The sequence below is a fragment of the Chelativorans sp. ZYF759 genome, from assembly GCF_012911015.1.
Lineage (GTDB): Bacteria > Pseudomonadota > Alphaproteobacteria > Rhizobiales > Rhizobiaceae > ZYF759.
In genome coordinates this window covers 21552-45161 of sequence record NZ_WVVV01000005.1, presented here as the reverse complement: position 1 = coordinate 45161, position 23610 = coordinate 21552, and the positions used below count along the sequence as shown (strand labels likewise).

The following is a 23610-nucleotide window of genomic DNA, read 5'->3' as shown; positions in this document are numbered from 1 at the left end:
TAATGGACGAGGCCGGTTAACCCTCTGTTAAACCGCCTCTCCTCAATCGCGGCTCAACGCCAGCACGACGAGACCCATGATCGTGACCAGCGCTCCGGCCAGAACGGACAGCGGCGCCCACCCATGGCCGAGCGCTCCCTCGATCAGGATAACGAAGGTCGGCGTGAGATAGGTGTAGGCAAGCACCTTGGAGGAAGGCAGCCGCATCGAGGCGAACTGCATCAGGAAGAAGGTGATCGAGGTGGTGAAGATGACGAGGTAGATGATCGCCACCCACACCACGAGTGGCAGAGAGAGCCAGTCGGTAGCCACGATCTCCGCCGCACCATATGCCACGATCCACAGGCCCGTCGCCGCCATGGTCCAGAATGTGAAGCCGATGAGAACCTCGCCGCGGTTGAAGCGGCGCACCAGCGGCGAATAGAGCGCGTGACAGGCCACGCCCACCAGGAAGATCGCCTCGCCGTAACCGAGATCGAAGGCGATGAGCGCGTCGACATCGCCGCGGAAGATCACCCAGACTGCGCCGAGACCGGCAAAGACGAGGCTCGCCATCACCACCCTGCTTGGCACCTGCCCGAGAATGAGCAGGCCGAACAGGGCGCCGAAGAGCGGCATCAGCGTGAAGACGGCGCCGGTGGAGACCGGATCGCTGTAGAGCAGCCCGACGAACATGGTGACGAAGAACACCGCCATCAGCCCGCCGAGGATCAGATAGCGCCAGGGCGCCACCGGCTTCGGGATACGCCCGCCGGTCATGACGAGGGCGATCGATCCGATCACCATGGTGCCCAGCAGGAAGCGCAGGGCGTTGAGCGCGGAGGGCCCGATATGCGGTGCGGCGAGCCCGCCCAGCGAGAAGGAGCCGGCCACCAGCAGCGCGAAGAGCAGCATGGCAAGATGCCCGAGCAGCTTGTCGCGCCCGACGGCATGGGTTCGGTGGACGGGGATGTCAGCCAAGGGCGGGACCGCCAGATGCAATCAAAAGGCAGCCCCGCCCTCGCCGGGAGGAACCGGAACTATTCCGCCGCGATACGCGCGGCCGGGTTGTTGGGATGCGTGGTCCAGTTGGCATATTCGGGAGATACCGTGCGGCCCGTACGCTTGTCGAGTTCGCCCACCGCGAGCGGCTCCAGCGTGATGCAGTTCTCGACCGGGCAGACGTTCACGCAAAGATTGCATCCCACGCATTCGGCGTCGATGACCTCGAAATGCCGCACCCCGTCGACCATCGAGGTGATGGCCTGGTGAGAGGTGTCCTCGCAGGCGATGTGGCAGCGCCCGCATTTGATGCAGAGATCCTGGTCGATGCGCGCCTTGGCGATGTAGTTGAGGTTGAGATACTGCCAGTCGGTGACATTCGGCACCGCCCGCGCTACGACGTCGTCGAGGGTGCGATGGCCCTTCTCGTCCATCCAGTCAGACAGCCCGTCGATCATCTCGCGCACGATCTTGAAGCCATAGACCATGGCCGCCGTGCAGACCTGCACATTGCCGGCGCCGAGCGCCATGAACTCCGCCGCATCGCGCCAGGTGGTGATGCCGCCGATACCGGAGATCGGCATGCCGCGGGTTTCGGGATCGCGCGCGATCTCGGCCACCATGTTCATGGCGATGGGCTTGACCGCCGGACCGCAATAGCCGCCATGCGTGCCCTTGCCATCGACCGTCGGCTGGGGCGCGAAATTGTCGAGATCGACGCCCGTGATGGAGTTGATCGTGTTGATGAGGGAGACGGCATCCGCCCCGCCCCGCCTGGCCGCACGCGCAGGGTAGCGGATGTCGGTGATGTTGGGCGTCAGCTTGACGATGACAGGCATGCGCGTGTTCTGCTTGCACCAGCGCGCGACCATCTCGATATATTCGGGCACCTGGCCCACGGCCGACCCCATGCCGCGCTCGCTCATGCCATGCGGGCAGCCGAAATTGAGCTCGATGCCATCGGCATCGGTCTCCTCGACCAGCTTGAGGATGGACTTCCAGTTCTCCTCCTCGCAGGGCACCATGAGCGAAACCACCATGGCGCGGTCGGGCCACTCCTTCTTGACCTTCTTGATCTCGCGCAGATTGGTCTGCAGTTCCCGATCGGTGATGAGCTCGATATTGTTGAAGCCGAGCACCCTGCGGTCCGCGCCCCAGATGGCGCCGTAGCGCGGGCCGTTGACGTTGACGACCGGCGGATCCTCGCCGAGCGTCTTCCAGACCACGCCGCCCCAGCCTTCCCGGAAGGCGCGCACGACGTTGTATTCCTTGTCGGTGGGCGGCGCCGAGGCCAGCCAGAAGGGGTTCGGCGACTTGATGCCCACGAAGTTGCTGGTGATGTCTGCCATGGTCATGCCCTCCCGTTTGCGGTGAGTGCGCGGTGGATGCTCTCCGCGGCGTCGCGCCCCTGGGCGACGGCCGTCACGGTCAGATCCTCGCCGCTTCCGGTGCAGTCTCCGCCGGCCCAGACCATGGCGGATGAGGTGCGGCCCTCCGCATCGACGCGGATGCGGCCATTCTCCAGCTCGAGGCTGCTGCCGCCGCCATTGAGGGGCAGCGGGTCGAAACTCTGGCCGATGGCCTTGAAGACCTGATCGGCATCGATCCAGAGACTCTCGCCCGTGCCCGCCAGCCGGCCATCGCGCAGCGTCGTGTATTCGAGTTCGACGCCGGCGACCTTTCCGCCCTGTTCCACGATCCGGAGCGGGCGCACCCAGTGGCGGATGACGACACCTTTCGAGGCGGCGAGATCCTGCTCCCACTCGGAGGCATTCATGTGTTCCTTGCCGCGGCGGTAGCAGATGGTGACCTCTTCGGCCCCCAGCAGCCTTGCCTGGATGGCTGCATCGATGGCGGTCATCCCGCCGCCGATCACGACCACGCGTCGGCCGATCGGCAGTTGCGACAGATCCTCGGCCTGGCGCAGCACGGCGATGAAATCGACCGCATTGTCGACGCCGCTGAGTTCCTCGCCCTCGGTGGCCAGCCCGTTGACGCCGGCAAGCCCCATGCCGAGGAAGACCGCGTCATACCGGCCGGTGAGATCTGCCAGCGTGAAATCGCGCCCCAGCGCCTTGCCGTTCTCGATGGCGATGCCCCCGATCCCGGTTATGTAGTCGACTTCCTCCTGCGCGAAGCCGCCGGGCGTCTTGTAGGCGGCAATGCCATATTCGTTGAGGCCGCCCGGCTTCTCGCGGGCGTCGAGGATCGTGACCTCGTGGCCATGCATGGCGAGGCGATGTGCGCAGGCAAGCCCCGCGGGACCGGCGCCGACAACGGCGATGCGCCGCCCGGTGGGCGCGGCGCGCTGGTAGAACTGCTTGTCCTGCCGCATGGCGACATCGGTGGCATAGCGCTGCAGCCGCCCGATCTGCACGGGCTTGCCCTCGGCGATCTCGCGCACGCAGACCTCTTCGCACAGCGTCTCCGTCGGGCAGACGCGCGCGCACATGCCGCCCAGGATGTTCTGATCGAAGATGGTGCGGGCCGAGCCCAGCGGATTGCCGGTCGCGATCTGCCGGATGAACATCGGAATGTCGATTTCCGTCGGACAGGCCTGCATGCAAGGCGCGTCATAGCAGAAATAGCAGCGATCGGCCTCGACCAGCGCCTCATGCTGATCGAGGGCGGGATGCAGATCCGCGAAATTGTCGGTGTATCGTTCCAGTGGCAGCCGCGCCCCGGCTATTCCACTCCTGAACTGTCCTTCAGCCATTGGCAGTTCCCCATTGTCTTATCTTTTGAAGGCGAGGCTAGCACGTTCTGGCTTTTTATCAATCGGTCAAATTTTGAATTGGACTTTGATTTCAAATACTTGAGTGTAATTGTCAGGTTTTCATGAACTGGCTTCACCGGAACTCTGCGCAACATCGCACAGCGCCGCGCGGGGCATATGCCGAAGGGACCGGGGTATGGACAAATTGCGGGGGATGGCCGGCAGTTGTTGACCGCTTCAAGCCACAAGGCTGCATTAAATGGCGCAGACCCCTCATCCGACCTCCTGCCTCGCCGTTCGCTCTGCTCACGGCTCGTTCTCGGCCACCTTCTCCCACAAGGGGAGAAAGGGAGTCGCGGGGGGCTCGCGTTCCGGCTAACCGAAAAGGTTGAAGTATGGCGTGGACGGCGCCGCCGCCCGCTCCTTCTCCCCTTGTGGGAGAAGGTGGATCGGCGCGCAGCGCCGAGACGGATGAGGGGTCTGTCAGCTTGGAAAGCCGCGTGCAGCATCGGATACGCGCTGCACCATTCACCAAGCGTGGGCAGCCCCGACGCCGGCCTTGCGCTGGATGTGGGCCAGCGCATCCCTGACCGAGGGATTGGACCGGATGGCGCGGCGGCCGGCCTCGATGACGAAATCCACCTCGGCCTGCTGAAGCGAAAGGCGTGTCGGCACCTGGTCGAGCCGGGCCTTGGTCTCCGCGTCGAGACTGCGGAACGACACATGCTCCACCGCCAGCCTGACATTCCTGCAATCCCAGCCATCAAGCGTGCCGCGGTGCTTGCGGATTTCGGCCATGGACAGGCCGCAGCGATAGCGCACGATGTCGTTGCGCCAGTGCGCCACTTCGAGTTCCAGCGCGTCGAAACCTTCCCTGGTGGACGAGGAGATCGCAGTATCGGAGACGGCAGCCAGGAGATCCGGCAGACCTGGGCCCCGAGCCGAGGCACCCCAGACCGGCGCACGCTCGCGGCCGGCATCGGTGACAATATAGAGAAGCCTGTCGAGCTTGACGGCTTCGGCCGGCGACAACGGCCCATGTGGCGTGGTGGCGGCCGCGCGCTCCAGCGCAAAGCCGGTGATGCCGATATTGTCGGTCAGACCACCATCGAGGAGCCGAACATGGCTTGGCCCCTGCCCGCCGCGATAGGAGTCCAGTGCACGGGCATAGGCGGCAAGCCGCAACGGCGTTTCGCGATCTGTCAGCGCCCGCTCCTTCCAGGCAGGCTGCCGATAGCCGCAATCGGGTGCGTCGGCGGCCAGCATCACAGGCGCGAAGACGACGGGAAAGGCGGCCGACGCAGCGACCGCATCCGCAAGGCGCACCTGGTCCAGGTCGCTGCACAAGGCGGCGAAGGTGTCGTAGGTGAAGAGGAACGGCGTGCCGTTATAGATGTCGGAGGCGGTCAGCCAGACGATAGGCGCGTTGGAGCGCTTGAGCCTTTCGAAAGTCGCGCCTTCGAACAGGTTCCGGTCGAGCCAGCGCGCGAAGGCACTGCGGTCGTTGACCCCGCCCGACCAGGCACGCGCAAGATTGGCTGGCGAATTCATCGACGTGCGCAGTGCCGATTCCGCGTTCTGGAGCAGGAAACGCTCGCGAAAATCCCGGTATTCGTCAGGCCCGCGATAGCCGAAATAGGCCGCCATGATGGCGCCGCCCGAGGTGCCCGAGATCATCCGGATGTCGTCGACCATCGTGCGCCGATAGGGCACCTCATCGATGACCGCTTCGTCGAGTTCGCGCAGCACGCCATAGGCGAAGGCCGCAGCCCGGGCGCCGCCACCCGAAAAGGCAAGGCCGACCACCAGCGAGCCATCGTCGCCCGGATCGGGGATGAATTCAGGAGAAGCCGGGCCGACTTCGGCCACGAAGACGTTGATGGGGCCACGATCGCCGGCCACGCAGCCCGCCAGGAGCGCCGCGGCAATGCCGGCCAGAAATGTCGCAAAAGGTCTCAACCGACGCCCCCCCAATCGCAACCACCGACTACCGCATAAGGCAGGCCGGTTCATATTTGATTAGCCGCAGGCGGTGTTTTCAGCCGGGCTCGCCGTCCTTCGGCGTCGTACCGGGTTTCACCCGCCCGCTGGCTGCCTGCCGACCATCGCCGGCTTCCGTCATGGTCTTGGAAGGGTCGGATTCGCCAGGGCGAGCCGACATCCTGGTCGCCGAGGGCCGCGGCTTCTTCGCCGTGCTTCCCGGCATCTCGCCCTTCGGGACCGGACGAGATGCCTGCACCGGCTTCTGGCGTGCGCCCGCGCCGGGCGCTTCCGTCGACGCGTCCTGGACCTCCTTCCCCTTGAAGGAGATCACCGGCTCCATCGACGCGAGTTCGGCATCGTCGAGCCAGCAGAGGCTGAAATGGCCTTCGCCCAGCTTCTTCAAGGGCGGCACCTGGGTCTCGCATTTGTCGCCCGGCACCCGCTCCTTCCAGCGGCACCGCGTCTGGAACGGGCAGCCCGGCGGCGGGTCCATCGCGGAGGGAATGTCGCCCTCGAGCACGATATGCTTCTTGACCACGGAGGTGTCGGCGATGGGAATCGCCGACAGCAATGCCTCCGTGTAGGGGTGATAGGGCGGCGCGAAGATCTGGTCGGTGGTGCCCTGCTCGACGATATGGCCGAGATACATGACGACGACCCGGTCGGCGAGATAGCGCACGACAGACAGGTCGTGGCTGATGAAGAGCATGGTGGTCTGGTGCTCGCGCTGAATGTCCATCAGGAGTTCGGTGACGGCGGCCTGCACGGACACGTCGAGCGCGGAGACCGGCTCGTCGGCGACGACGACCTTCGCATTGCCGGCAAAGGCACGCGCGACGCCGATGCGCTGCTTCTGGCCGCCCGACAGCTGGCGCGGCATTCGGCTGGCAAAAGCACGCGGCAGCTTCACCAGGTCCAGAAGCTCGAACATGCGCTGGCGACGCTCGTCGACCGTCTTGCCGATCTTGAACTTTTCCAGCGACCGCATGATCTGCGAGCCGACCGAATGGCTCGGATTGAGCGTGTCGAACGGGTTCTGGAACACCATCTGGATGGCGGCGACGGTGGCGGTGTCGCGCTTCTCGACCGGGGTGTCGTGGATCGGCGTGTTGCCGAGCATGATGGTGCCTTCGGTGGCCGTCTCCAGCCCGAGCAGCACCTTGGCGAGCGTTGACTTGCCGCAGCCGGACTCGCCCACGATCGCCACCGTCTCGCTCTCGCGCGCCTCGAAGGAGATTTCCTCGTTCGCCTTGACGGTGCGCGTTTCGCCACCGCCGAACACCGCGTTGGCGGCAACGTGGTAGTATTTCTTCAGGTTCTCGATCTTGAGCAGCGGGGCGCCTGGCTTGATCGGCTCCTTCTCCGTGGTGGCCCCTTCCGGCACGGCGTGCCAGTCGATCTCGGCAAAACGCACGCAGCGCGACAGATGGGCCTCGTGCCCCTCGACCGGGATCATCGGGATTTCGCCGGCGTCGCACAGGCCTTCCACGAAATGGTGGCAGCGCGGGCCGAAATTGCAGCCCCTGGGCCGCTCGTGCGGCAGCGGCAGCTGGCCCGGAATGGCGATCAGCGGACGCTCGTTCTTGTCGGCGCCGGGCAGCGGGATCGAGCGGAACAGCCCCTGCGTATAAGGATGGCGCATGCGGTCGAAGACGTCCTTGACGGTGCCCGTCTCCACCGCCTCGCCGGAATACATAACCGTGATACGGTCGCAGGTCTCCAGGATGAGTCCGAGATTGTGCGACACGAAGATCATCGACGTGCCGAATTCCTTGCCCAGCCCCTTGACCAGTTCCACGATGCCGGCCTCCACCGTGACGTCGAGCGCGGTGGTGGGTTCGTCGAGGAGAAGCAGTGCGGGTTTCGACAGGAGCGCCATGGCGATCACGATGCGCTGCTGCTGGCCGCCCGACAGCTGGTGCGGATAGGATTTCATCATCCGCTCGGGATCGGGCAGGCGCACGGCCGTGACCATCTCGAGCGCGCGATTCCAGGCCTCCTGCTTCGACACCTTGTCGTGGATCAGCGGCACTTCCATGAGCTGCGCGCCGACCTTCATGGCCGGGTTCAGCGAGGCCATCGGCTCCTGGTAGATCATGGCGATCTTGTTGCCGCGGATCGAGCGCAGCTCTTCCTCCGACAACTCGCCCATGTCGCGGCCCTGGAACTTGATGCGGCCGCCGACGATCTTGCCCACATTGGAGAGGTCGCGCATGATGCCGAGCGACACGGTCGACTTGCCGCAGCCACTCTCGCCGACGATGCCCATCGCCTCGCCGGGCATGACGGTGCAGGAAAAATCCATCACGGCCGGGATCTCGCCAGCGCGGGTGAAGAAGGAGATGGAGAGGTTCTCGATCTCCAGGATCGGCTTGGCGCCTTCGGTGCTTTCGGTTTTGACGGCTTCGTTCATGGCATCAATCCTTCAGCGACTGTTCGCGCAGCGCGTCGGCGAGCAGGTTGAGGCCGAGCACGAAGGACATCAGCGCGACCACCGGCGGCAGCGCCGGGTGGATGTAGGCGCGCAGGAGACGGCTCGAATCCTTGATGGCGGTGCCCCAGTCCGGGCTTTCGGGCGCCAGCCCCAGGCCGAAATAGCCGAGCGTGCCGAGCAGGATCGTGGTGTAGCCGATCCTCAGGCACACATCGACGATGAGCGGACCGCGCGCATTGGGCAGCACCTCCCACAGCATGATGTACCACGAGCTCTCGCCGCGCGTCTGGGCAGCCGCCACGTAGTCGCGCGTCTTGATGTCCATGGAGAGCCCGCGCACGATGCGGAAGACGCCGGGCGAGGAGGCGAAGACCACGGCCACGAAGATGTTGAGCTCGTTGGGCCGGATCGCGACGATGCCGAACGGATCGGCATTGAAGACGAGTCCCGCATAGATCCAGCCGCCGATCAGCACGGTCAGGCCGATCTGGATCGCGAGCAGCCCCGGCCGGTGGCTGTAGCGCGTGTAGAACAGCGTGCAGAAGAAGATGATCGGGAAGATGAAGAAGATGCCGGCCATCGTGTAGGGGATCGGCGTCTCCATGATGCCCGGTGTCACCAGGAGGTAGAAGAGGAGGATCACGGGAAAGGCGAGCACGAGATTGGCGAGAAACGACAGGAAGGTGTCGATCTTGCCGCCGAAGAAACCCGCGGGAAGCCCGAGCGTCGTGCCCACCATCAGCGCGAACAGCGTGGCGGCGGGTGCGATGATCATCACGATCTGGCTGCCGAAGACCATGCGCGAGAAGACGTCGCGCGCCAGCGTATCGCCGCCGAACAGGAAGATCTGGCCCGAATTCGGCTCGATGGCGCCCGGCAGCGCGTCCTTCATGATCGGATACTGGCCGAGCGGGTTGAAAGGCGCGATCGTGCCGGCGAAGATCGCCGAGAACAGCCAGAAGCCGCAGATGAAGACACCGGCGATGCCGACGCCCGTGTCGAGTATCTGGCCATAGAGGCCAAGTCGTTTCTTGAAGGCGAAGGAGAGCGCGAAGAGAACGGCGAGCGCCAGCCAGACCGGCCAGAAGCGCCACAGCGTGCCAAGCAGGATCTGGAACCAGCCGACGAATTCGAGTTGCATCCGGCCCCTCCCCTACTGAACCCGAATGCGCGGATTGAGATAGGCATATCCCAGATCCGAGATGAGCTGCGTCGACAGGACGACGAACACCGACACCAGCGACGCGCCGAGAAGCAGGTCGATGTCGTTGTTGCCGGCCGCCGAGACGAGCGTGAAGCCGAAGCCCTGATAGCGGAACATGACCTCGACGATGACGACGCCGGTCAACAGCCAGGGGAACTGCAGCATGATGACGGTAAAGGGGGCGATCAGCGCGTTTCTCAGCGCATGCTTGACCACGACCGAGCCGAAGCCCAGCCCCTTGAGCCTGGCGGTGCGGATATATTGCTGGGTCATGACCTCGACCATCGAGGCGCGCGTCATGCGCGCGATATAGCCGATGCCGTAGATCGCCATCGTCATCACCGGCAGCGTGAAATTGTAGAAGCTGATGCCTTGAGAGGTGGCGGTGGCGGCCGAACCGTTCAGCCAGCCCAGCCACGAGGCAAAAACCACGGTGAAAATGACGCCGGAGACATATTCGGGGGTCGCCGTCGTGGTGATCGAGGCGACCGACAGAGTTCGGTCCGTGCGCGTACCCTCGCGCATCCCGGCGAAGATGCCGATCAAGAGCGAGACCGGCACCATCACCACCATCACCCAGAACATCAATATGCCCGTCGCGCCAAGTGCGGGCCACAGCCTGTCGGCGACCGTCGTGCGGAAGGTGGTGGAACAGCCGAAATCGCCCTGGAGAACGCCCGAATAGGTCGGCTCGGAAGGCTCGGTGCAGTAGCGGAAGCGCGAGACGGGGTTGCCGGCCTCATCGGCGGCCGGCTGCTTCTGCACGACGCCGATCCACTGCCCGTAACGCACGAGGAAAGGCTCGCGATACCCCATGCGCGTCAGCCAGCTTTCGATATGCTGTTCGGACGAACGCATGTCGATCTGGCTCAGCGCCAGACGGCGCAGATTGGGTTCCAGATTGACGAGATAGAAGACGACCAGCGTCAGGCACACCATCGTCAGCGCCATCACGCCCAGACGCCGCAGGATAAATGTCAGCATCGCCCCCCTCCGGGGTAGGTTCTTGTCGTTATTATTGCCTGCCAGGAGCGCGAAGAGGGGCCGCGAGGCCCCTCTTCAATTCGTCGGATCAGGTGTCGAGCCAGACCTTGGAGACCTCGATCTCGAAGGTGGGGTGGATCCCGTGGTTGCGCACCTCGGGTGCGGAATGGTTGTAGATCGAGCGCCAGTAGGGCTGGATCATGATCCCGGAATCCTGAAGGATCTGCTGGATATCGCGCATCACCTCGCGCCGCCCGTCATCATCCGCGATGGTGAGCGCCTCGGCGATCTTCTCGTCCAGCTCCGGATTGGAATAGGCCGTCTCGTTCCACGAGCCGCCGGTCCGGTAAGCGAGCTGGATGACCTGGATGCCCAGCGGACGCTGGTTCCAGATCGTCAGCGAGTAGGGATAGCGCGTCCAGTCGTTCCAGAAGGTGGAACCCGGAAGAACCGTGCGGTTCACGCGGAAGCCGGCCTCGCGCAGCTGGGCGGCGATCGCGTCGCCCGTGTTGCGCTGCCAGTCCTCGTCGACCGTGATGATCTCGTGCTCGAAATCCATCTGGCCGGCTTCTTCCATCAGCGCCCGCGCCGCGTCGACGTCCCGCGAGATCGGCGGAAGCTCGGCATATTCGGGATGGATGGGGCTCACATGGTGGTTTTCGGCCACCTCGCCGGCATTGCCGTAGCCGAGCGCCAGCACCGTCGCGTTGTCGACGGCCAGTTGCAGGGCCCGCCGCACGCGTTCGTCCTGATAGGGCTCCTGCTCGACATTGGTGCGGGCCACGATGGTGTTGGCGGTGAGAACCTCCGACTGCTGCAGGCCGAGACCGTCGAGGATCGCGACATAGTCGGTCGTGGTCTCGTAATTGGTGTGGACCTCCAGCGCCTCGAACGCCGAAACCATGGCCGCGGGATCCGTGCCGTAATCGATGAACTCGACGCCGTCGAGATAGACCTCGCCACCCCACCATTCGCCATTCTCGCGGCGCTTGAACTCGGCGCGGTTGCCGACCTGATGCTCGACCAGTTCGAACGGGCCGGTACCGATCGGATTGCCGACAAAATCGGCGCCCGTCTCGTCGAAGGAGCGGTGCACGATAAGGGCCGGATAGTCGGCCATGCCGGGAATGATCGAGATATCGGATTCGTTGAGGTTCAGCTTGACGGTGTAGTCGTCGATCTTCTCGATGGCACCTTCGCGCGCCTGGCCGTCCTCGATCAGCGCAGACATGCGCTGGGCCATGGAATTGCCTTCGGCGCCTTCATCGCACCAGCGCGTGATGTTGAAGATCACGTCGTCGGCATCGAATGTGTCGCCATTGTTCCAGGTCACGCCCTGACGAACATGGAGGACATATTCGGTCGCGTCCTCGTTGATCTCCCAGCTGTCGAGCAGGTAGCCCTCGAAGGTGAAGTCGCGGGTGTATTTCACCAGCGGCTCCAGCACCTGGCGCTGGACGTTGGCGATCTGGGACCAGTCGGCCGTGCGCGGATCGCGGTCGCCGCGAACGTCCATGGCGATGCGCAGCACGCCGCCCGTCTTGGGCTCCTCGGCGCGCGCCTCGGTGGGGGCGACAAGGCCCAGCATGCCATAGGCCGTCGCCGTCGTCGCGCCGAACATGCTGGCGAGAGCGAGGACTTCGCGGCGGTCCATGCGGCCCTCGCGGGCTGCTTTGACAAGGCCCGCCACCTTCGACGGAATCTCGTCACCCTTGCTTTTGAAGAATTTCATCTGCGCTCTCCCGTTTTCTTGAATCCATTGCCCCAGCATTCCGCATCCCGATCGCATTGTCAAAACCGGACTCCATCAATTCGCCGCAAGCTGATCTTGAAATGTTCTCTCGCTCGATCGGCACAAGTCCCTGCAAGATCGTCATAAATGCTTCATACCTCGCGATCTTGACCAGCCTTGCCGCGGCGAATGCCGGCGCATGGCTCCGAGCATTCTGGCGCAGGTGATGCAGGTCGCGCCGCGCTACAGCACCGAGGTGTATGGCTCGACCGTCTGGACGCGACGGCAAGCGCGGTATAGTCAATCGACACAATTATCGTGTTCAGCATTTTTCGGGGTGGCATGAATTTCGACATCGTCATCATCGGGTCCGGCCAGGCCGGTTTCCAGACCGCGGCCAGCCTTCGCCAGGAGGGGTTCGAGGGCTCGATCGCCCTGATCGGCGAGGAACCGGGCCTGCCCTACCAGCGCCCGCCGCTGTCCAAGGCCTATCTCAAGGAGGGCGTGGCCGACCGGCTCTATTTCCGCGATGCGGGCTTCTTCGGGATCAACAGCATCCTGCTCGAGGATGGGTGCCGCGTTTCTTCCGTCAATCGCCACGAGAAGCAGGTCAAGCTCGATGACGGGCGCAGCTTCGGCTACGGCCATCTGGTGCTTGCCACCGGCGCGCGCAACCGCCGCCTGCCGATCGAGGGCGTCGATCTCGAGGGCGTCGCCGATCTGCGCACGCTCGCCCATGCCGACGCCTTTCGCGCCACGCTTCCCGCGGTCAAGCACCTCGCCGTGATCGGCGGCGGCTTCATCGGGCTGGAGATCGCCGCGACCGCGCGCGCCATGGGCGCCGAGGTCACCGTGCTGGAGGCGACCGACCGGCTGATGTCGCGCGTTGTCTCGCCGCCCGTCTCGGCGCATTTCCTGGCCGCCCACCGCGAGGCCGGGATCGACATCCGCCTCGACACGATGGCCTCCCGCATCACGGGATCGGACGGCCGCGCGACGGGCGTCGAACTCCAGGACGGATCGCGCATCGATGCCGACCTGGTGCTGGTGGCCGCCGGCGTGGTGGCCAACCAGGAACTGGCCGAGGCCGCGGGCCTCTACGTCCATGACGGCATCCGCGTCGACGACCAGCTTTCCACCGAGGATCCCGACATCTCCGCGCTGGGCGACTGCGCTTCGTTTCCCTTCGGCCATGACGGCATGCCGACCCGGCTGGAATCGGTGCAGAATGCGGTCGACCAGGCCAAGTGCCTGGCCCGGCGCCTGACCGGCAAAGCGGAGCGCTATGCCGCCCTTCCGTGGTTCTGGAGCGATCAGGGCCCCTACAAGCTGCAGATCGCGGGCCTTGCGGTCGGCGCCGACCATCACGAGCAGCATTCGGGGGGCGAAGGCAAGCTGACCGTGCTCTGCTTCCGGCGTGAGGAACTGATCGGCGTGGAGACCGTCAACGCGCCGGGCGACCACATGGCCGCCCGCAAGCTGCTCGCCGGTGACGCTCCCGTCACGCTGAAAGAGGCCCGCGACGCAGGCTTCGATGTCACCGCGCTCTTCAAGGCCCGCAAGGCATGAGCGGGCCGGCCAGCGTCGAGGACTACCGCAAGCTCGCGAAACGCCGCCTCCCGCGCGCGGTCTTCGACTATATCGACGGCGGCGCGGGCGACGAACGCGGCGTGGCCCGCAATCGGGATGCGATGCACAAGGTCCTGTTCGACCCGCGCGTGCTGGTCGACGTTTCGACGCGCGATATCTCCGTACCCTTCTTCGACACCCGCCTGCCGATGCCCTTCATCGTCGGCCCCACGGGGCTGAATGGCGCGGCACGACCCGGCGGCGATGCCATGCTGGCGCGCGCGGCCGCCAGGGCCGGCATACCTTTCGTGCTGTCGACTGCGGCCACCACCTCGATCGAGGACATCGCCCGGGCGACCGACGGCGAATGGTGGTTCCAGCTCTACGTCATGGAACGCGACTTCGCCGCCGAACTCTGCCGGCGCGCGCTGGCCGCGGGCTGCCGCACGCTGGTGCTGACGGTGGACTGCCAGATCGGCGGGCGGCGCGAGCGCGACACGCGCAACGGCTTCGTCGTGCCCTTCCGCATGAACCCACGCTTCTTCGCAGGCTGCGCGATAAGGCCCCATTGGGCGCTGAGCCAGATGCGGAACGGCGTGCCGAAATTCGGCAACATGGCGATCGACAATGCCGGCGATGCCGCTTCACAGGCCGTGCTCATGCAGCGCAAGCTCGACACGTCCTTCGACTGGGAGGATCTGGAACGCCTGCGCCAGGACTGGCCGCACCGCCTCATCGTCAAGGGCGTGATGCGTGCCGACGACGCGGCCCGCTGCTATGCGCTGGGCGTCGACGGCGTGGTCATCTCCAACCATGGCGGGCGGCAACTGGAAGACATGCCGGCGCCCATCGAGATCCTGCCGGAAGTGGTGGTGCCGAAGGGCCGCATGCTGATGGTGGATGGCGGCTTCCGTTCGGGTTCTGACGTCGTCAAGGCGCTGGCGCTCGGCGCGCATGCCGTCATGCTCGGCCGCGCGACGCTGTTCGGCATGGCGGCGGCCGGCGAGGCAGGTGCCAGCGCGGTGATCGAGCTGATCCGCCAGGACATCGAGCGCACGCTGGGCCTCATCGGCTGCCCCCGCGCGGAGGATCTGTCGGCGGAGTTCCTGCGGCCGGCATAGGCCGACATGCGCGGCCAGCCGCCGCAGCCTGCCGCCTCTGGCCGAAGCAGAGCGGCGGCCTATCTCTTTAGTCATGGAAAAACTCACCGTCTGGTTCGATGGCGACTGCCCGCTTTGCCGGCGCGAGATCGCGCTGATGCGCAGGCTCGACCGGCGTGAGGCGATCGACTTCGTCGATGTCGCCGAAGGCGACGGCACCTGCCCGCTCGATCGCGGCGAATTGCTGGCCCGTTTCCACGCGCGTGAGAACGGCAGGATCGTGTCGGGTGCCGAGGCCTTCGCGGCGATGTGGCGCGCCATCCCTGCCCTGCGCCCCTTTGGTCTTCTGGCACGCAACCGGCTCGTGCTGGCGCTGCTGGAAAAATCCTATCGCGGGTTTCTGAGGATCAGGCCTCGCCTGCAGGCGCTTGCGGTGCGCGCGGAGGCCCGATGACGGACGCAAAGGGGCTGGCGGTGGTCATCGGCGCCAGCGGCGGCATCGGCTCGGCCATTGCCGCGCGCCTCGAAGAAGGAGGCGAGCACGCCGGCCTCATTTCCCTCTCGCGGGCAAGCACGCCACCGCTCGACCTTCTGGACGAAGAGACCATGGCGCAGGCCGCGCGCTTTTGCGCGGCAGCCGGCGAGGTGCGGCTGGTGATCGACGCCACCGGCTTCCTGCATGATGACGACGCCATGCCGGAAAAGAGCCTGCGCGACCTCGACGCCGACCGGCTGGCGCGCCATTTCGCGCTCAACGCGATCGGTCCCGCGCTTCTGATGAAGCATTTCCTGCCGATCCTGCCCCGCGAGGGACGCGCCGTGTTCGCTACACTTTCGGCGAAGGTGGGCAGCATCGGCGACAACCGGCTTGGCGGCTGGTACGGCTACCGCGCCTCCAAGGCCGCCTTGAACCAGTTCGTGCGCACGGCCGCCATCGAGCTTGCGCGCACCCACCGCCAAGCGCTCTGTGTCGCCGTTCATCCCGGCACGGTGGACACAAGACTGTCGGCGCCCTTCGCCAAATCCGGCCTGGCGCTGCAAACGCCCGACGAGGCGGCGGCCGCGATCATCTCGATGATCGCGGCCCTGCCCCATGATGCCAATGGCGGCTTCTTCGACCGCACGGGCGAAAGGCTGCCCTGGTAGCAAGGCGTCCCTAGCGGATCGTCACCTCGACCAGGGCGGGCTTGCGCTTTTCCTCGATGTGGCGGATGGCGTCGGCGAACGCCTTGGCCAGGTCTTCGGCCTGGTCGACGCGCACGGCGTAGTGCCCGCTGCCTTCGGCGACCTTGGTGAAGTCGGGGCTCGGCTGCAGCGAGGTGAGCGGCATCAGATTGGCCTTGGCGGCGTAGCCGTCGGGATAGAGCCCGATCACCGACTGGCGCACGGCGGCCCACTCCGAATTGTTGAGGATGACGACGAGGAGCGGCAGGTCGAGCGCCTCCATGATCTGGTGGCAGACGACCGGGTTGGCGAACATGTAGGAGCCGTCGCCCATGGTGGCGACGACGAGGCGGGAGCGGTCGGCGATCTGCATGCCCATCGCGCAGGGCAGGCCCCAGCCGAGCCCGCCCGAATGCGGCTCCTGTCGCCATGCCTGATGCTCGCGGATGGTCATGTAGTCGAGCGGGCAGCCGAGTTCGTTGACCACCTGCGCGCCTTTGCCCTCGATGGCGTCGGAGAGCACGCGCGCCACATGCGCCTTGGTCATCGGGTGGCTGGCTGCGGCTTCCTGCTCGGTTTTCGCGCGAATGTCCTTCACCCGTCCGGCGAGCTGTTCCTTGCGCCGCATGCGCGTGCCGACATGGCGATGGAGCCGGCCGTGCATGGCGTCCTTCAAGGCTACCAGCCCGTCGCCGGTGTCGCAGGCGATGGACAGGTCGGAGCGGAAATTGCGCACGGGAAAGCGCGAGAACAACGGGTCTGGACCGAGATGGATGACCTTGGCGTCGGGCCGCGTCTTGTGCACGTCCGGCGACCAGGGCGCCAGGCAGTTGACCACGAGGATGACGTCGGCTTCCGAGATGAAGGGATCCAGCGACCAGCCGACATTGGAGGGGTGATCCGACGCGATCAGATTGGCGGAGGCCCACCACTGGCTGACCGGGATCGACCAGTCGCCGGCCAGCTTCGAAAGCGCGGCGAAGCCCGCCTCGCTGCCGGCGCCACGCTGGCCGATGATCAGCGGCGCCTGCGCTTCCGACAGCCAGCGCGCGGCAAGCTCGATGCTGGCCGCGTCTGCGCCGGCCACGCTGGGCTTCATGATCGCGGGACGCTCCATGCCCTCGGCGGGGACGTTCTCGCACAGCACCTCGCGGGGCAGGCTGAGATAGACCGGGCCCTTGGGCTGCGAATTGGTGATGGCGAGCGCACGGTCGAGAATCTCGGAGACCTGTTCGGGGAACCGTAACTCGTAGTCCCACTTGGAGGCTTCGCGCACCAGGGCGGTCTGATCGCGCATCTCCTGGCCCCAGCCGATCGGCACGGTGCGGGCGCCGAAACGATCCTTTTCCATCACGGGCGTGCGGCCCGACATCAAAATCATCGGCACCTGGTCGGTGGCCGCGTTGATGGCGCCGATGGCGCCGTTGGCGAGGCCGACATTGGTGTGCAGGATCACGGCCTGCGCTTTGCCGGTGGCGAAATAATAGCCATGCGCCATGGAGACCGCGGCATGCTCATGCGGGATGACGACGGCTTCCGGCAGTTCGGTATCGTTGGCCGCGGCTTCGGCCAGACCCTCGATGATAGGCGGGAAATCGGTGCCGGAATTGCAGAAGACATAGTCGACGCCGAGCGCCTTCAACCGCGTGAAAAGCGCGGCGCCGGCCGTCATTTCGGCCTCCTGGCCGGTATCGGACGAAGAAGCTGGGGATCGGTCGAGCATGGTGTCCTCCTGCAGGCCGCCTCCCGGGACAGCCACAAACTAGTTTGATACCAAACATCTTTCCGGGGCGTTATCAAGGCCCGCCTTCGCGTGGCCTCACTCGATTTCGGCAGCGATGCGCCTCAGCAGCGCGATCAGCTCGGCCTTTTGCTCGCCCACGATCGCGTCCAGACGCGCGTCATGTTCGGCGGCGCGCGCGGAAAACTCGGCGAGCCGGCATTTCCCCGCTTCGGTGAGGGTCAGCCCGTAGCTGCGCCTGTCGGTGGCGCTGGCGATGCGTTCGACATAGCCGCCGGTGAGCATATCCCGGAGCACCGGCGTCAGGGTCGACTTGTCCCGCCCGCTCCCGCGCGAAAGCGCCATCGGCGTGATGCCGGGATTGTCGCCGATCAGCGACAGCACCGCGAACCAGCCCGGTTTCAGATCATGCTGACCGGTCTTGCGCTGGAAGGCCCGGAAGGAGGCGTTCTGCGCAAGCCGCAGGTGATAGGCGATGTAGGTGTCGAGTATGCCCGGCTCGAACTCCGCGACCTGCGGCTCGCTCGCGTTGGTCAAATCCCTGCTCATCGTCTGATCGTCCAGGTCTGTTTCCATCCCACTGCCATTCCTCCCAGCAGCATGCGCCGCGACCGGACCGAATGCGCGCGCATAAAGAACATGCCTGTAGTCGATATGGTTATGCAACAGTATAGTTTGATAACAAACCGGTTGCCAGCAGATCGGATTCGGGCTTAGGATCGAGGCTCGCTTTCCCCAGCGCTGCCAAGGCGGCCGTGGGAAAGCAGGAGGAAATCTGCATCGGGAGGATCATGATGCTTCGCAATTTCACGTCCCTGGCGCTTGCCGGCGCCTGCGCGCTCGCGATCGGTGCCAGCTCCGCACAGGCGGACAACCCCGTCGAGCTTCGCCTGGCCCACTGGGTCCCGCCCACGCATCCCATCCAGGTACATGGCATGACGCAATGGGCCGAGTCCATCAGCGAGGCATCCGGCGGCACGATTACGGTGACGCTTTACCCGGCCCAGCAGCTCGGCCAGGCCAACGACCACTACGACATGGCGCGTGACGGCATTGCCGACATCGCCTTCGTCAACCCCGGCTACCAGCCGGGTCGCTTCCCGATCATCGCCGCCGGCGAGTTGCCCTTCCTGGTGACCAACGCCAAGGGCGGTTCGGCCGCCATCGACGCCTGGTACCGGGAATATGCCGAGCAGGAGATGTCGGACGTCAAGTTCTGCCTGATGCACCTGCATTCGCCCGGCACCTTCCACTCGCGCGAGCAGATCCGCGTGCCGGCCGACATCAGCGGCATGAACGTGCGTCCTGCCCACGCCACCATGGCGGCCTTCATCAGCGAGCTGGGCGGCCAGAACTTCCAGGTTTCCGCGCCTGAATCGCGCGACGCTCTCGAGCGCGGCGTGGCGGATGCCATCACCTTCCCCTGGAACTCGATCATCCTGTTCGGCATCGACGCGGCGGTGAACTACCACCTGGACATGCCCTTCTACGCGACCACCTTCGCGTGGGTGATGAACCAGGCCAGCTACGACAACATGTCGGAAAGCCAGCGCCAGGTCATGGACGACCATTGCACGACCGAATGGGCCGAGCGCGTGGCAACCGGCTGGGCTGACGAGGAGGATGCGGGCCGCGAGAAGCTTCTCTCCATGGAAGGCCATGAAGGCTACGAGCCGACCGACGAGGAAGTGGCGCTGTGGCGCGAGGCCGCCGAGCCGATGCGCGAGCGCTGGGCCGCCGGCGTGCGCGATGCCGGCCACGACCCGGACGCGGTCATGTCGGGCCTGGCTTCCGAGCTCGAGGCACGCGATTCCGCCTACTGACGCGGACAATCGACTTGGCGCGCGCGGACGGCTAATCTCGCCATCCGCGCGCGCTTGCCGAAGGCGACTGCGAGCGCCTCCGGGGGGAGCTATCGAGGGACATCTCCGACATGCGTGCATTCGAACGTATCATCGGCCGTGTCGCATTCGTCGTTGACGGTGCGGCGGCAGTCTTTCTGGCGATCATCACCATCCTGACCTTCACGGCGGTGGTGATGCGCTATGTGTTCAACCTGCCCTTTCCCGGCTCATTCGACGTCAGCAGGCTGCTGCTCGGCGTCGCGATCTTCTGGGGGATAGCGGCGGCTTGCTGGCGCGGTGAGCACATCCAGGTCGACATTCTCTGGCAGTTCCTGCCGGTGCGCGCGCAACGCGCGCTCGACATCTTCGCCGACATCGTCTTCTGCGTCTTCGTGGCCGGCATAACCTGGATGCTCTACTGGCAGGTCTGGCGGGTGCAGGCCTCGCGGCAGACGACCTTCGAGATGTCGATCCAGATCTGGCCGTTCTACGGCATCGCCTGGCTCGGCATCGCCTTCTGCTTCCTGGTCCTGCTGGCACGCATCCTGCGGGCCATCATCAATTTCAACGCCCCCATTCCCGATTCCACGGCAGCCCAGTCATGATGACCACCGATTTCGTAGCGATTGGCGGTTTCGCCATCCTGTTCGGCCTCCTGCTTCTGCGCGTGCCGATCGGCGTGGCCATGGGCATGGTGGGCATCGGCGGCTTCGGTATTCTGGCCGCGTGGAACCCGGCGCTCAACCTCCTGGCCATCTCGCCGATCCGCACCGTCACCGACTATTCGCTCGGTCTCATTCCGATGTTCATCCTGATGGGAGCGGTCGCTTCGGCCTCGGGCATGAGTTCGGAACTCTATCGGGCCGCCAACGCCTTCATGGGTCACCGCAAGGGTGGTCTCGCCATGGCGACGATCACCGCCTGCGGCGGCTTCTCCGCGATCTCGGGCTCGTCGGTGGCCACGGCCGCGACCATGTCGAAAGTAGCCCTGCCGGAAATGCGGCGCTACGGCTATCCCGACTCCATCGCCACCGGCACGATCGCGGCCGGCGGCACGCTCGGCATCCTCATCCCGCCCTCGATCGTGCTGGCCATCTACGGTGTCCTGACCGACACCGACATCGGCCGGCTCTTCATCGCCGGCATCGTCCCGGGCATCCTTGCCATCATCATGTATCTGATCACCGTCAGGGTCTATCTCGCCTGGCGCAAGATCGACCTGCCCGTCCAGGCGCGTGCTCCCTGGCGCGAGCGCCTGGCAACGTTGAGGGGCATCTGGGCGATCATGCTCTTGTTCGTCTTCGTGATCGGCGGCATCTATGGCGGCATCTTCACGCCTTCGGAAGCCGCCGGCATGGGCGCAGCCGGCGCCATCATCATCTCGGCGCTGCGCGGCCGGCTGGGCTGGAAGAAACTGTTCCAGTGTCTGCTCGAGAGCATCCAGGTCACCGCCGGCATCTTCATGATCCTGATCGGCGCCATCCTGTTCGGCTACTTCCTGACCATCACCCAGGTCCCTCAGAAGATCGCCAACCACCTGCTGTCGCTGGAACTGGGCGCGTATCCCACGCTCCTGATCATCCTGCTCTTCCTGCTGCTCCTGGGCTGCATTCTGGACGCCATGGCGATGATCATCCTGATGATCCCGATCCTGTTCCCGGTAGCAATGGCGCTCGGCTTCGATCCGATCTGGTTCGGCATCGTGGTCGTCATGACCGTCGAACTCGGCCTCATCACGCCGCCGATCGGCATGAACGTCTTCGTCATCAACTCACTGGCGCGAGATGTCAGTCTGCAGAAGATCTATGCCGGCGTGATGCCCTTCGTGCTCACGGACATCATCCGCCTCGGCCTGATCCTGCTCTTCCCGGCGCTGGTGCTGTTCCTGCCCGACACGATGCGGTAGCGCTCGAAACCGCACAGCCCGACTGAAAAACAAAGAGCCGGTCCCAGGGCCGGCTCTTTTGTATCCCCGGGCGGGCCGAGAAAGACATGGATGATGCAGGCCGCGCATCCGGACCCGGCCGCAAGGATTGCCTGTCAGTCCATTTTCAGCGCCGCACCACCGATTTGAGCACGTCCTGGACGCCGATCGCGCCCTGGAAGCGGGACTGGTCGTCGAAGATCGCGACAGGTGCGGTCTGCGACTGGTGCATGGCCTGGATGACGGTCTTGAGCGGCGTGCCTGCCGACGCCCAGAAGACCTGCGGCCGATCCTCCGGCAGTTGCTCGATGTTCTCGCACGACACCCAGATCGCCGGTTGGCCACCCCTTTCGGCGTCGATCACCAGCATGTTGCTGTCGAACTTGAAGCGGGTCGTCCGGCGCCGGTCGAGCCATAGCCAGCCCTCTCCTGCCGGCTCCAGGTCGCGGGCGTCGCGCATGATGTTCCAGGCCGTCAGCACCGACATCGGGTTCACGTTGGCGATGAACTCGCGCACATAGTTGTTGGCCGGCGAAAGCACGATCTCCTCGGGCGCGCCCGTCTGCACGATGCGCCCGCCTTCCATGATGGAGATGCGGTTGCCGATCTTCAGCGCCTCCTCCAGATCGTGGCTGACGAAGATGATGGTCTTCTGCAGCTTTTCCTGCAGTTCCATCAGCTCGTCCTGCAGCTTGGTGCGGATGAGCGGGTCGAGCGCGGAGAACGGCTCGTCCATCAGGAGGATCGGTGCATCGGTGGCGAAGGCACGCGCCAGCCCGACGCGCTGCTGCATGCCGCCGGAAAGCTCGTGGCCGTATTTGCCGGCCCAGTCCGTGAGGCCGACCAGCTGGAGTTGCGCCGCGACACGCTCCTTGCGCTCCTTTGCCGGCACGCCGGCAAGCTCCAGCCCGAAACCGACATTCTCCTCGACCGTGCGCCACGGCAGGAGCGCGAATTGCTGGAAGACCATGGCCACGCACTCGCGCCTGATCTTGCGCAACTCCTTGGCCGAGCACGACACGACATCGGCCGACCAATCGCCGTCATGCACGATGACTTCGCCCCGCTCGGGATGGTTCAGCCGGTTGACGGCGCGCAACAGCGTCGACTTGCCGGAACCCGACAGCCCCATCAGGACCGAAATCTCGCCCTTCTCCACGGTCAGGCTGGAATTGGCGCAGCCAAGGACGACGCCGGTTTTTTCCAGGATCTCCTCGCGCGAGGCGCCCTCGTCGATCATGGCCAGCGCCGCCCGGCGCTGTTCCTTCCTGTCACCGAAGATGATGGTGACGTCCTTGAACTCGACGGCAACCGTCATCGGCTCGGGTCCTTTCCGATGCGTGCCATTCGGTCGAGGATGATGGCGAGGATCACGATCGCAAGGCCAGCTTCCAGCCCGAGCGGGATGTTGACGGTATTGAGCGCGCGCACCACCGGGCGGCCGAGCCCGTTGGCGCCGATAAGGGCCGCGATCACCACCATGGAGAGGGACAGCATGATGCACTGGGTGAGACCCGCCATGATGGCGGGCGTCGCCGAGGGCAGTTCCACTTTCCACAAAAGCTGGCGCTTCGTCGCGCCGAAGGCCTGGCCGGCCTCGAGCATCGGCTTCGGCACCGAGGTGATGCCGAGATAGGTAAGCCGGATCGGCGCCGGCATGGCGAAGATCACGGTCACGATCATGCCCGGCGCGATCCCGAGACCGAACAGGATGAGGACGGGGATGAGATAGACGAAGGTCGGCAGCGTCTGCATCAGGTCGAGGATCGGCTGCAGCACGCGGTAGACGCGTGGATTATGCGCCGCCCAGATGCCGATCGGCACACCTATGGCCATGGATGTCGTCGCGGCCGCCACGACCAGCACAAGCGTCTCGACCGTCTCGCGCCAGAGTCCCTGGTTGATGATGAACAACAGGCCCACGATCACGCCCACAGAGAGCTTCCAGGAACGCTTCAGCGCGTAGGCGAGTGCCGCGATGGCCAGCACCAGCGCGATGGGCGGCAACATCAGCAGCAGGTTGACGATTCCGCCCAGGAAGGCCGTCAGCCCATCGGCGAGGGAGTCGAAGAACCACGCGAAATTGTTGGTCAGGAAATCGAAGAAGTTCCGGCCCCACTGGCCGACCGGAATTTTCCCTCCCGCGACGAATTGCGTGATCGGATCCATGGTTCTGTCGCTGCCCCCGCCCGGATCGTGGGCGACCAGCCTTCAGGCGGGCCGCCCTCGATCGG

At 65.2% G+C, this 23610-nt stretch carries 19 protein-coding genes; 7 read left to right on the top strand and 12 right to left on the bottom strand.

The features are described from left to right. Positions 1–42: 42 nt before the first annotated feature. From GRZ55_RS09665 to GRZ55_RS09630, 8 genes are all read right to left on the bottom strand, one after another. Positions 43–960: a DMT family transporter gene (locus GRZ55_RS09665; RefSeq protein WP_246734649.1), complete on the bottom strand. Its 918-nt coding sequence runs from the start codon at positions 958–960 to the stop codon at positions 43–45. Between the two features lie 59 nt (positions 961–1019). Then, positions 1020–2330 carry an NAD-dependent dihydropyrimidine dehydrogenase subunit PreA gene (gene preA, locus GRZ55_RS09660; protein ID WP_169286710.1) on the bottom strand — a complete coding sequence of 437 codons (1311 nt, stop codon included), beginning with the start codon at positions 2328–2330 and terminating at the stop codon, positions 1020–1022. Between the two features lie 2 nt (positions 2331–2332). Continuing rightward, complete coding sequence (locus tag GRZ55_RS09655; RefSeq protein WP_169286709.1) at positions 2333–3697, bottom strand: NAD(P)-dependent oxidoreductase; 1365 nt, start codon at positions 3695–3697, stop codon at positions 2333–2335. 528 nt (positions 3698–4225) lie between these two features. Beyond that, entirely contained in the window at positions 4226–5656 is a 1431-nt protein-coding gene (locus GRZ55_RS09650) for a patatin-like phospholipase family protein (RefSeq protein ID WP_246734648.1), read from the bottom strand. A gap of 79 nt (positions 5657–5735) precedes the next feature. Beyond that, positions 5736–8093 (bottom strand): ABC transporter ATP-binding protein, encoded by a 2358-nt coding sequence (locus tag GRZ55_RS09645; protein WP_246734647.1) that lies wholly within the window; start codon positions 8091–8093, stop codon positions 5736–5738. Between the two features lie 4 nt (positions 8094–8097). After that, positions 8098–9255 carry an ABC transporter permease gene (locus GRZ55_RS09640; protein ID WP_169286707.1) on the bottom strand — a complete coding sequence of 386 codons (1158 nt, stop codon included), beginning with the start codon at positions 9253–9255 and terminating at the stop codon, positions 8098–8100. 12 nt (positions 9256–9267) lie between these two features. After that, on the bottom strand, positions 9268–10302 hold the full coding sequence (locus tag GRZ55_RS09635; protein ID WP_210257299.1) for an ABC transporter permease: 1035 nt from the start codon (positions 10300–10302) through the stop codon (positions 9268–9270). Positions 10303–10390: 88 nt separating this feature from the next. After that, positions 10391–12034 carry an ABC transporter substrate-binding protein gene (locus tag GRZ55_RS09630; RefSeq protein ID WP_169286706.1) on the bottom strand — a complete coding sequence of 548 codons (1644 nt, stop codon included), beginning with the start codon at positions 12032–12034 and terminating at the stop codon, positions 10391–10393. A gap of 342 nt (positions 12035–12376) precedes the next feature. Here GRZ55_RS09630 and GRZ55_RS09625 point away from each other — a divergent pair, with 342 nt between their 5' ends. The 4 genes from GRZ55_RS09625 (at position 12377) to GRZ55_RS09610 (ending at position 15849) form a co-directional block, all read left to right on the top strand. Then, positions 12377–13603, top strand: coding sequence for an NAD(P)/FAD-dependent oxidoreductase (locus GRZ55_RS09625; RefSeq protein ID WP_169286956.1), 1227 nt, complete (start codon positions 12377–12379; stop codon positions 13601–13603). Next, positions 13600–14724, top strand: a complete 1125-nt coding sequence (locus GRZ55_RS09620; RefSeq protein ID WP_169286705.1) for an alpha-hydroxy-acid oxidizing protein — start codon at positions 13600–13602, stop codon at positions 14722–14724. Before GRZ55_RS09625 ends, GRZ55_RS09620 begins: the two co-directional genes overlap by 4 nt. A 73-nt stretch (positions 14725–14797) precedes the next feature. Beyond that, positions 14798–15157 carry a thiol-disulfide oxidoreductase DCC family protein gene (locus GRZ55_RS09615; protein ID WP_169286704.1) on the top strand — a complete coding sequence of 120 codons (360 nt, stop codon included), beginning with the start codon at positions 14798–14800 and terminating at the stop codon, positions 15155–15157. Continuing rightward, positions 15154–15849, top strand: a complete 696-nt coding sequence (locus GRZ55_RS09610; RefSeq protein ID WP_169286703.1) for an SDR family NAD(P)-dependent oxidoreductase — start codon at positions 15154–15156, stop codon at positions 15847–15849. Before GRZ55_RS09615 ends, GRZ55_RS09610 begins: the two co-directional genes overlap by 4 nt. A gap of 10 nt (positions 15850–15859) precedes the next feature. On the opposite strand, the gene GRZ55_RS09605 is transcribed toward GRZ55_RS09610, so the two are convergent. Together GRZ55_RS09605 and GRZ55_RS09600 are read right to left on the bottom strand one after the other, a co-directional pair. After that, positions 15860–17590 (bottom strand): thiamine pyrophosphate-requiring protein, encoded by a 1731-nt coding sequence (locus tag GRZ55_RS09605; protein WP_169286702.1) that lies wholly within the window; start codon positions 17588–17590, stop codon positions 15860–15862. 96 nt (positions 17591–17686) lie between these two features. Then, positions 17687–18184, bottom strand: coding sequence for a MarR family winged helix-turn-helix transcriptional regulator (locus GRZ55_RS09600; protein WP_169286701.1), 498 nt, complete (start codon positions 18182–18184; stop codon positions 17687–17689). Between the two features lie 215 nt (positions 18185–18399). Here GRZ55_RS09600 and GRZ55_RS09595 point away from each other — a divergent pair, with 215 nt between their 5' ends. The 3 genes from GRZ55_RS09595 (at position 18400) to GRZ55_RS09585 (ending at position 21358) form a co-directional block, all read left to right on the top strand. Beyond that, positions 18400–19431 carry a TRAP transporter substrate-binding protein gene (locus GRZ55_RS09595; protein WP_246734646.1) on the top strand — a complete coding sequence of 344 codons (1032 nt, stop codon included), beginning with the start codon at positions 18400–18402 and terminating at the stop codon, positions 19429–19431. Positions 19432–19541: 110 nt separating this feature from the next. Then, entirely contained in the window at positions 19542–20057 is a 516-nt protein-coding gene (locus tag GRZ55_RS09590) for a TRAP transporter small permease (protein WP_169286700.1), read from the top strand. Beyond that, the gene (locus GRZ55_RS09585; RefSeq protein WP_169286954.1) at positions 20057–21358 is read left to right on the top strand and encodes a TRAP transporter large permease; all 1302 of its coding nucleotides are present in this window, start codon (positions 20057–20059) and stop codon (positions 21356–21358) included. The genes GRZ55_RS09590 and GRZ55_RS09585 overlap by 1 nt, the downstream gene beginning before the upstream one ends. Before the next feature lie 145 nt (positions 21359–21503). Here the strand turns inward: GRZ55_RS09585 and choV are convergent, their stop codons facing one another. Continuing rightward, positions 21504–22694, bottom strand: coding sequence for a choline ABC transporter ATP-binding protein (choV, locus tag GRZ55_RS09580; RefSeq protein ID WP_169286699.1), 1191 nt, complete (start codon positions 22692–22694; stop codon positions 21504–21506). Next, a complete protein-coding gene (gene choW, locus GRZ55_RS09575) occupies positions 22691–23545 on the bottom strand; it encodes a choline ABC transporter permease subunit (protein WP_169286698.1) in 855 nt (284 codons plus the stop codon). The genes choV and choW overlap by 4 nt, the downstream gene beginning before the upstream one ends. Positions 23546–23610 lie beyond the last annotated feature (65 nt).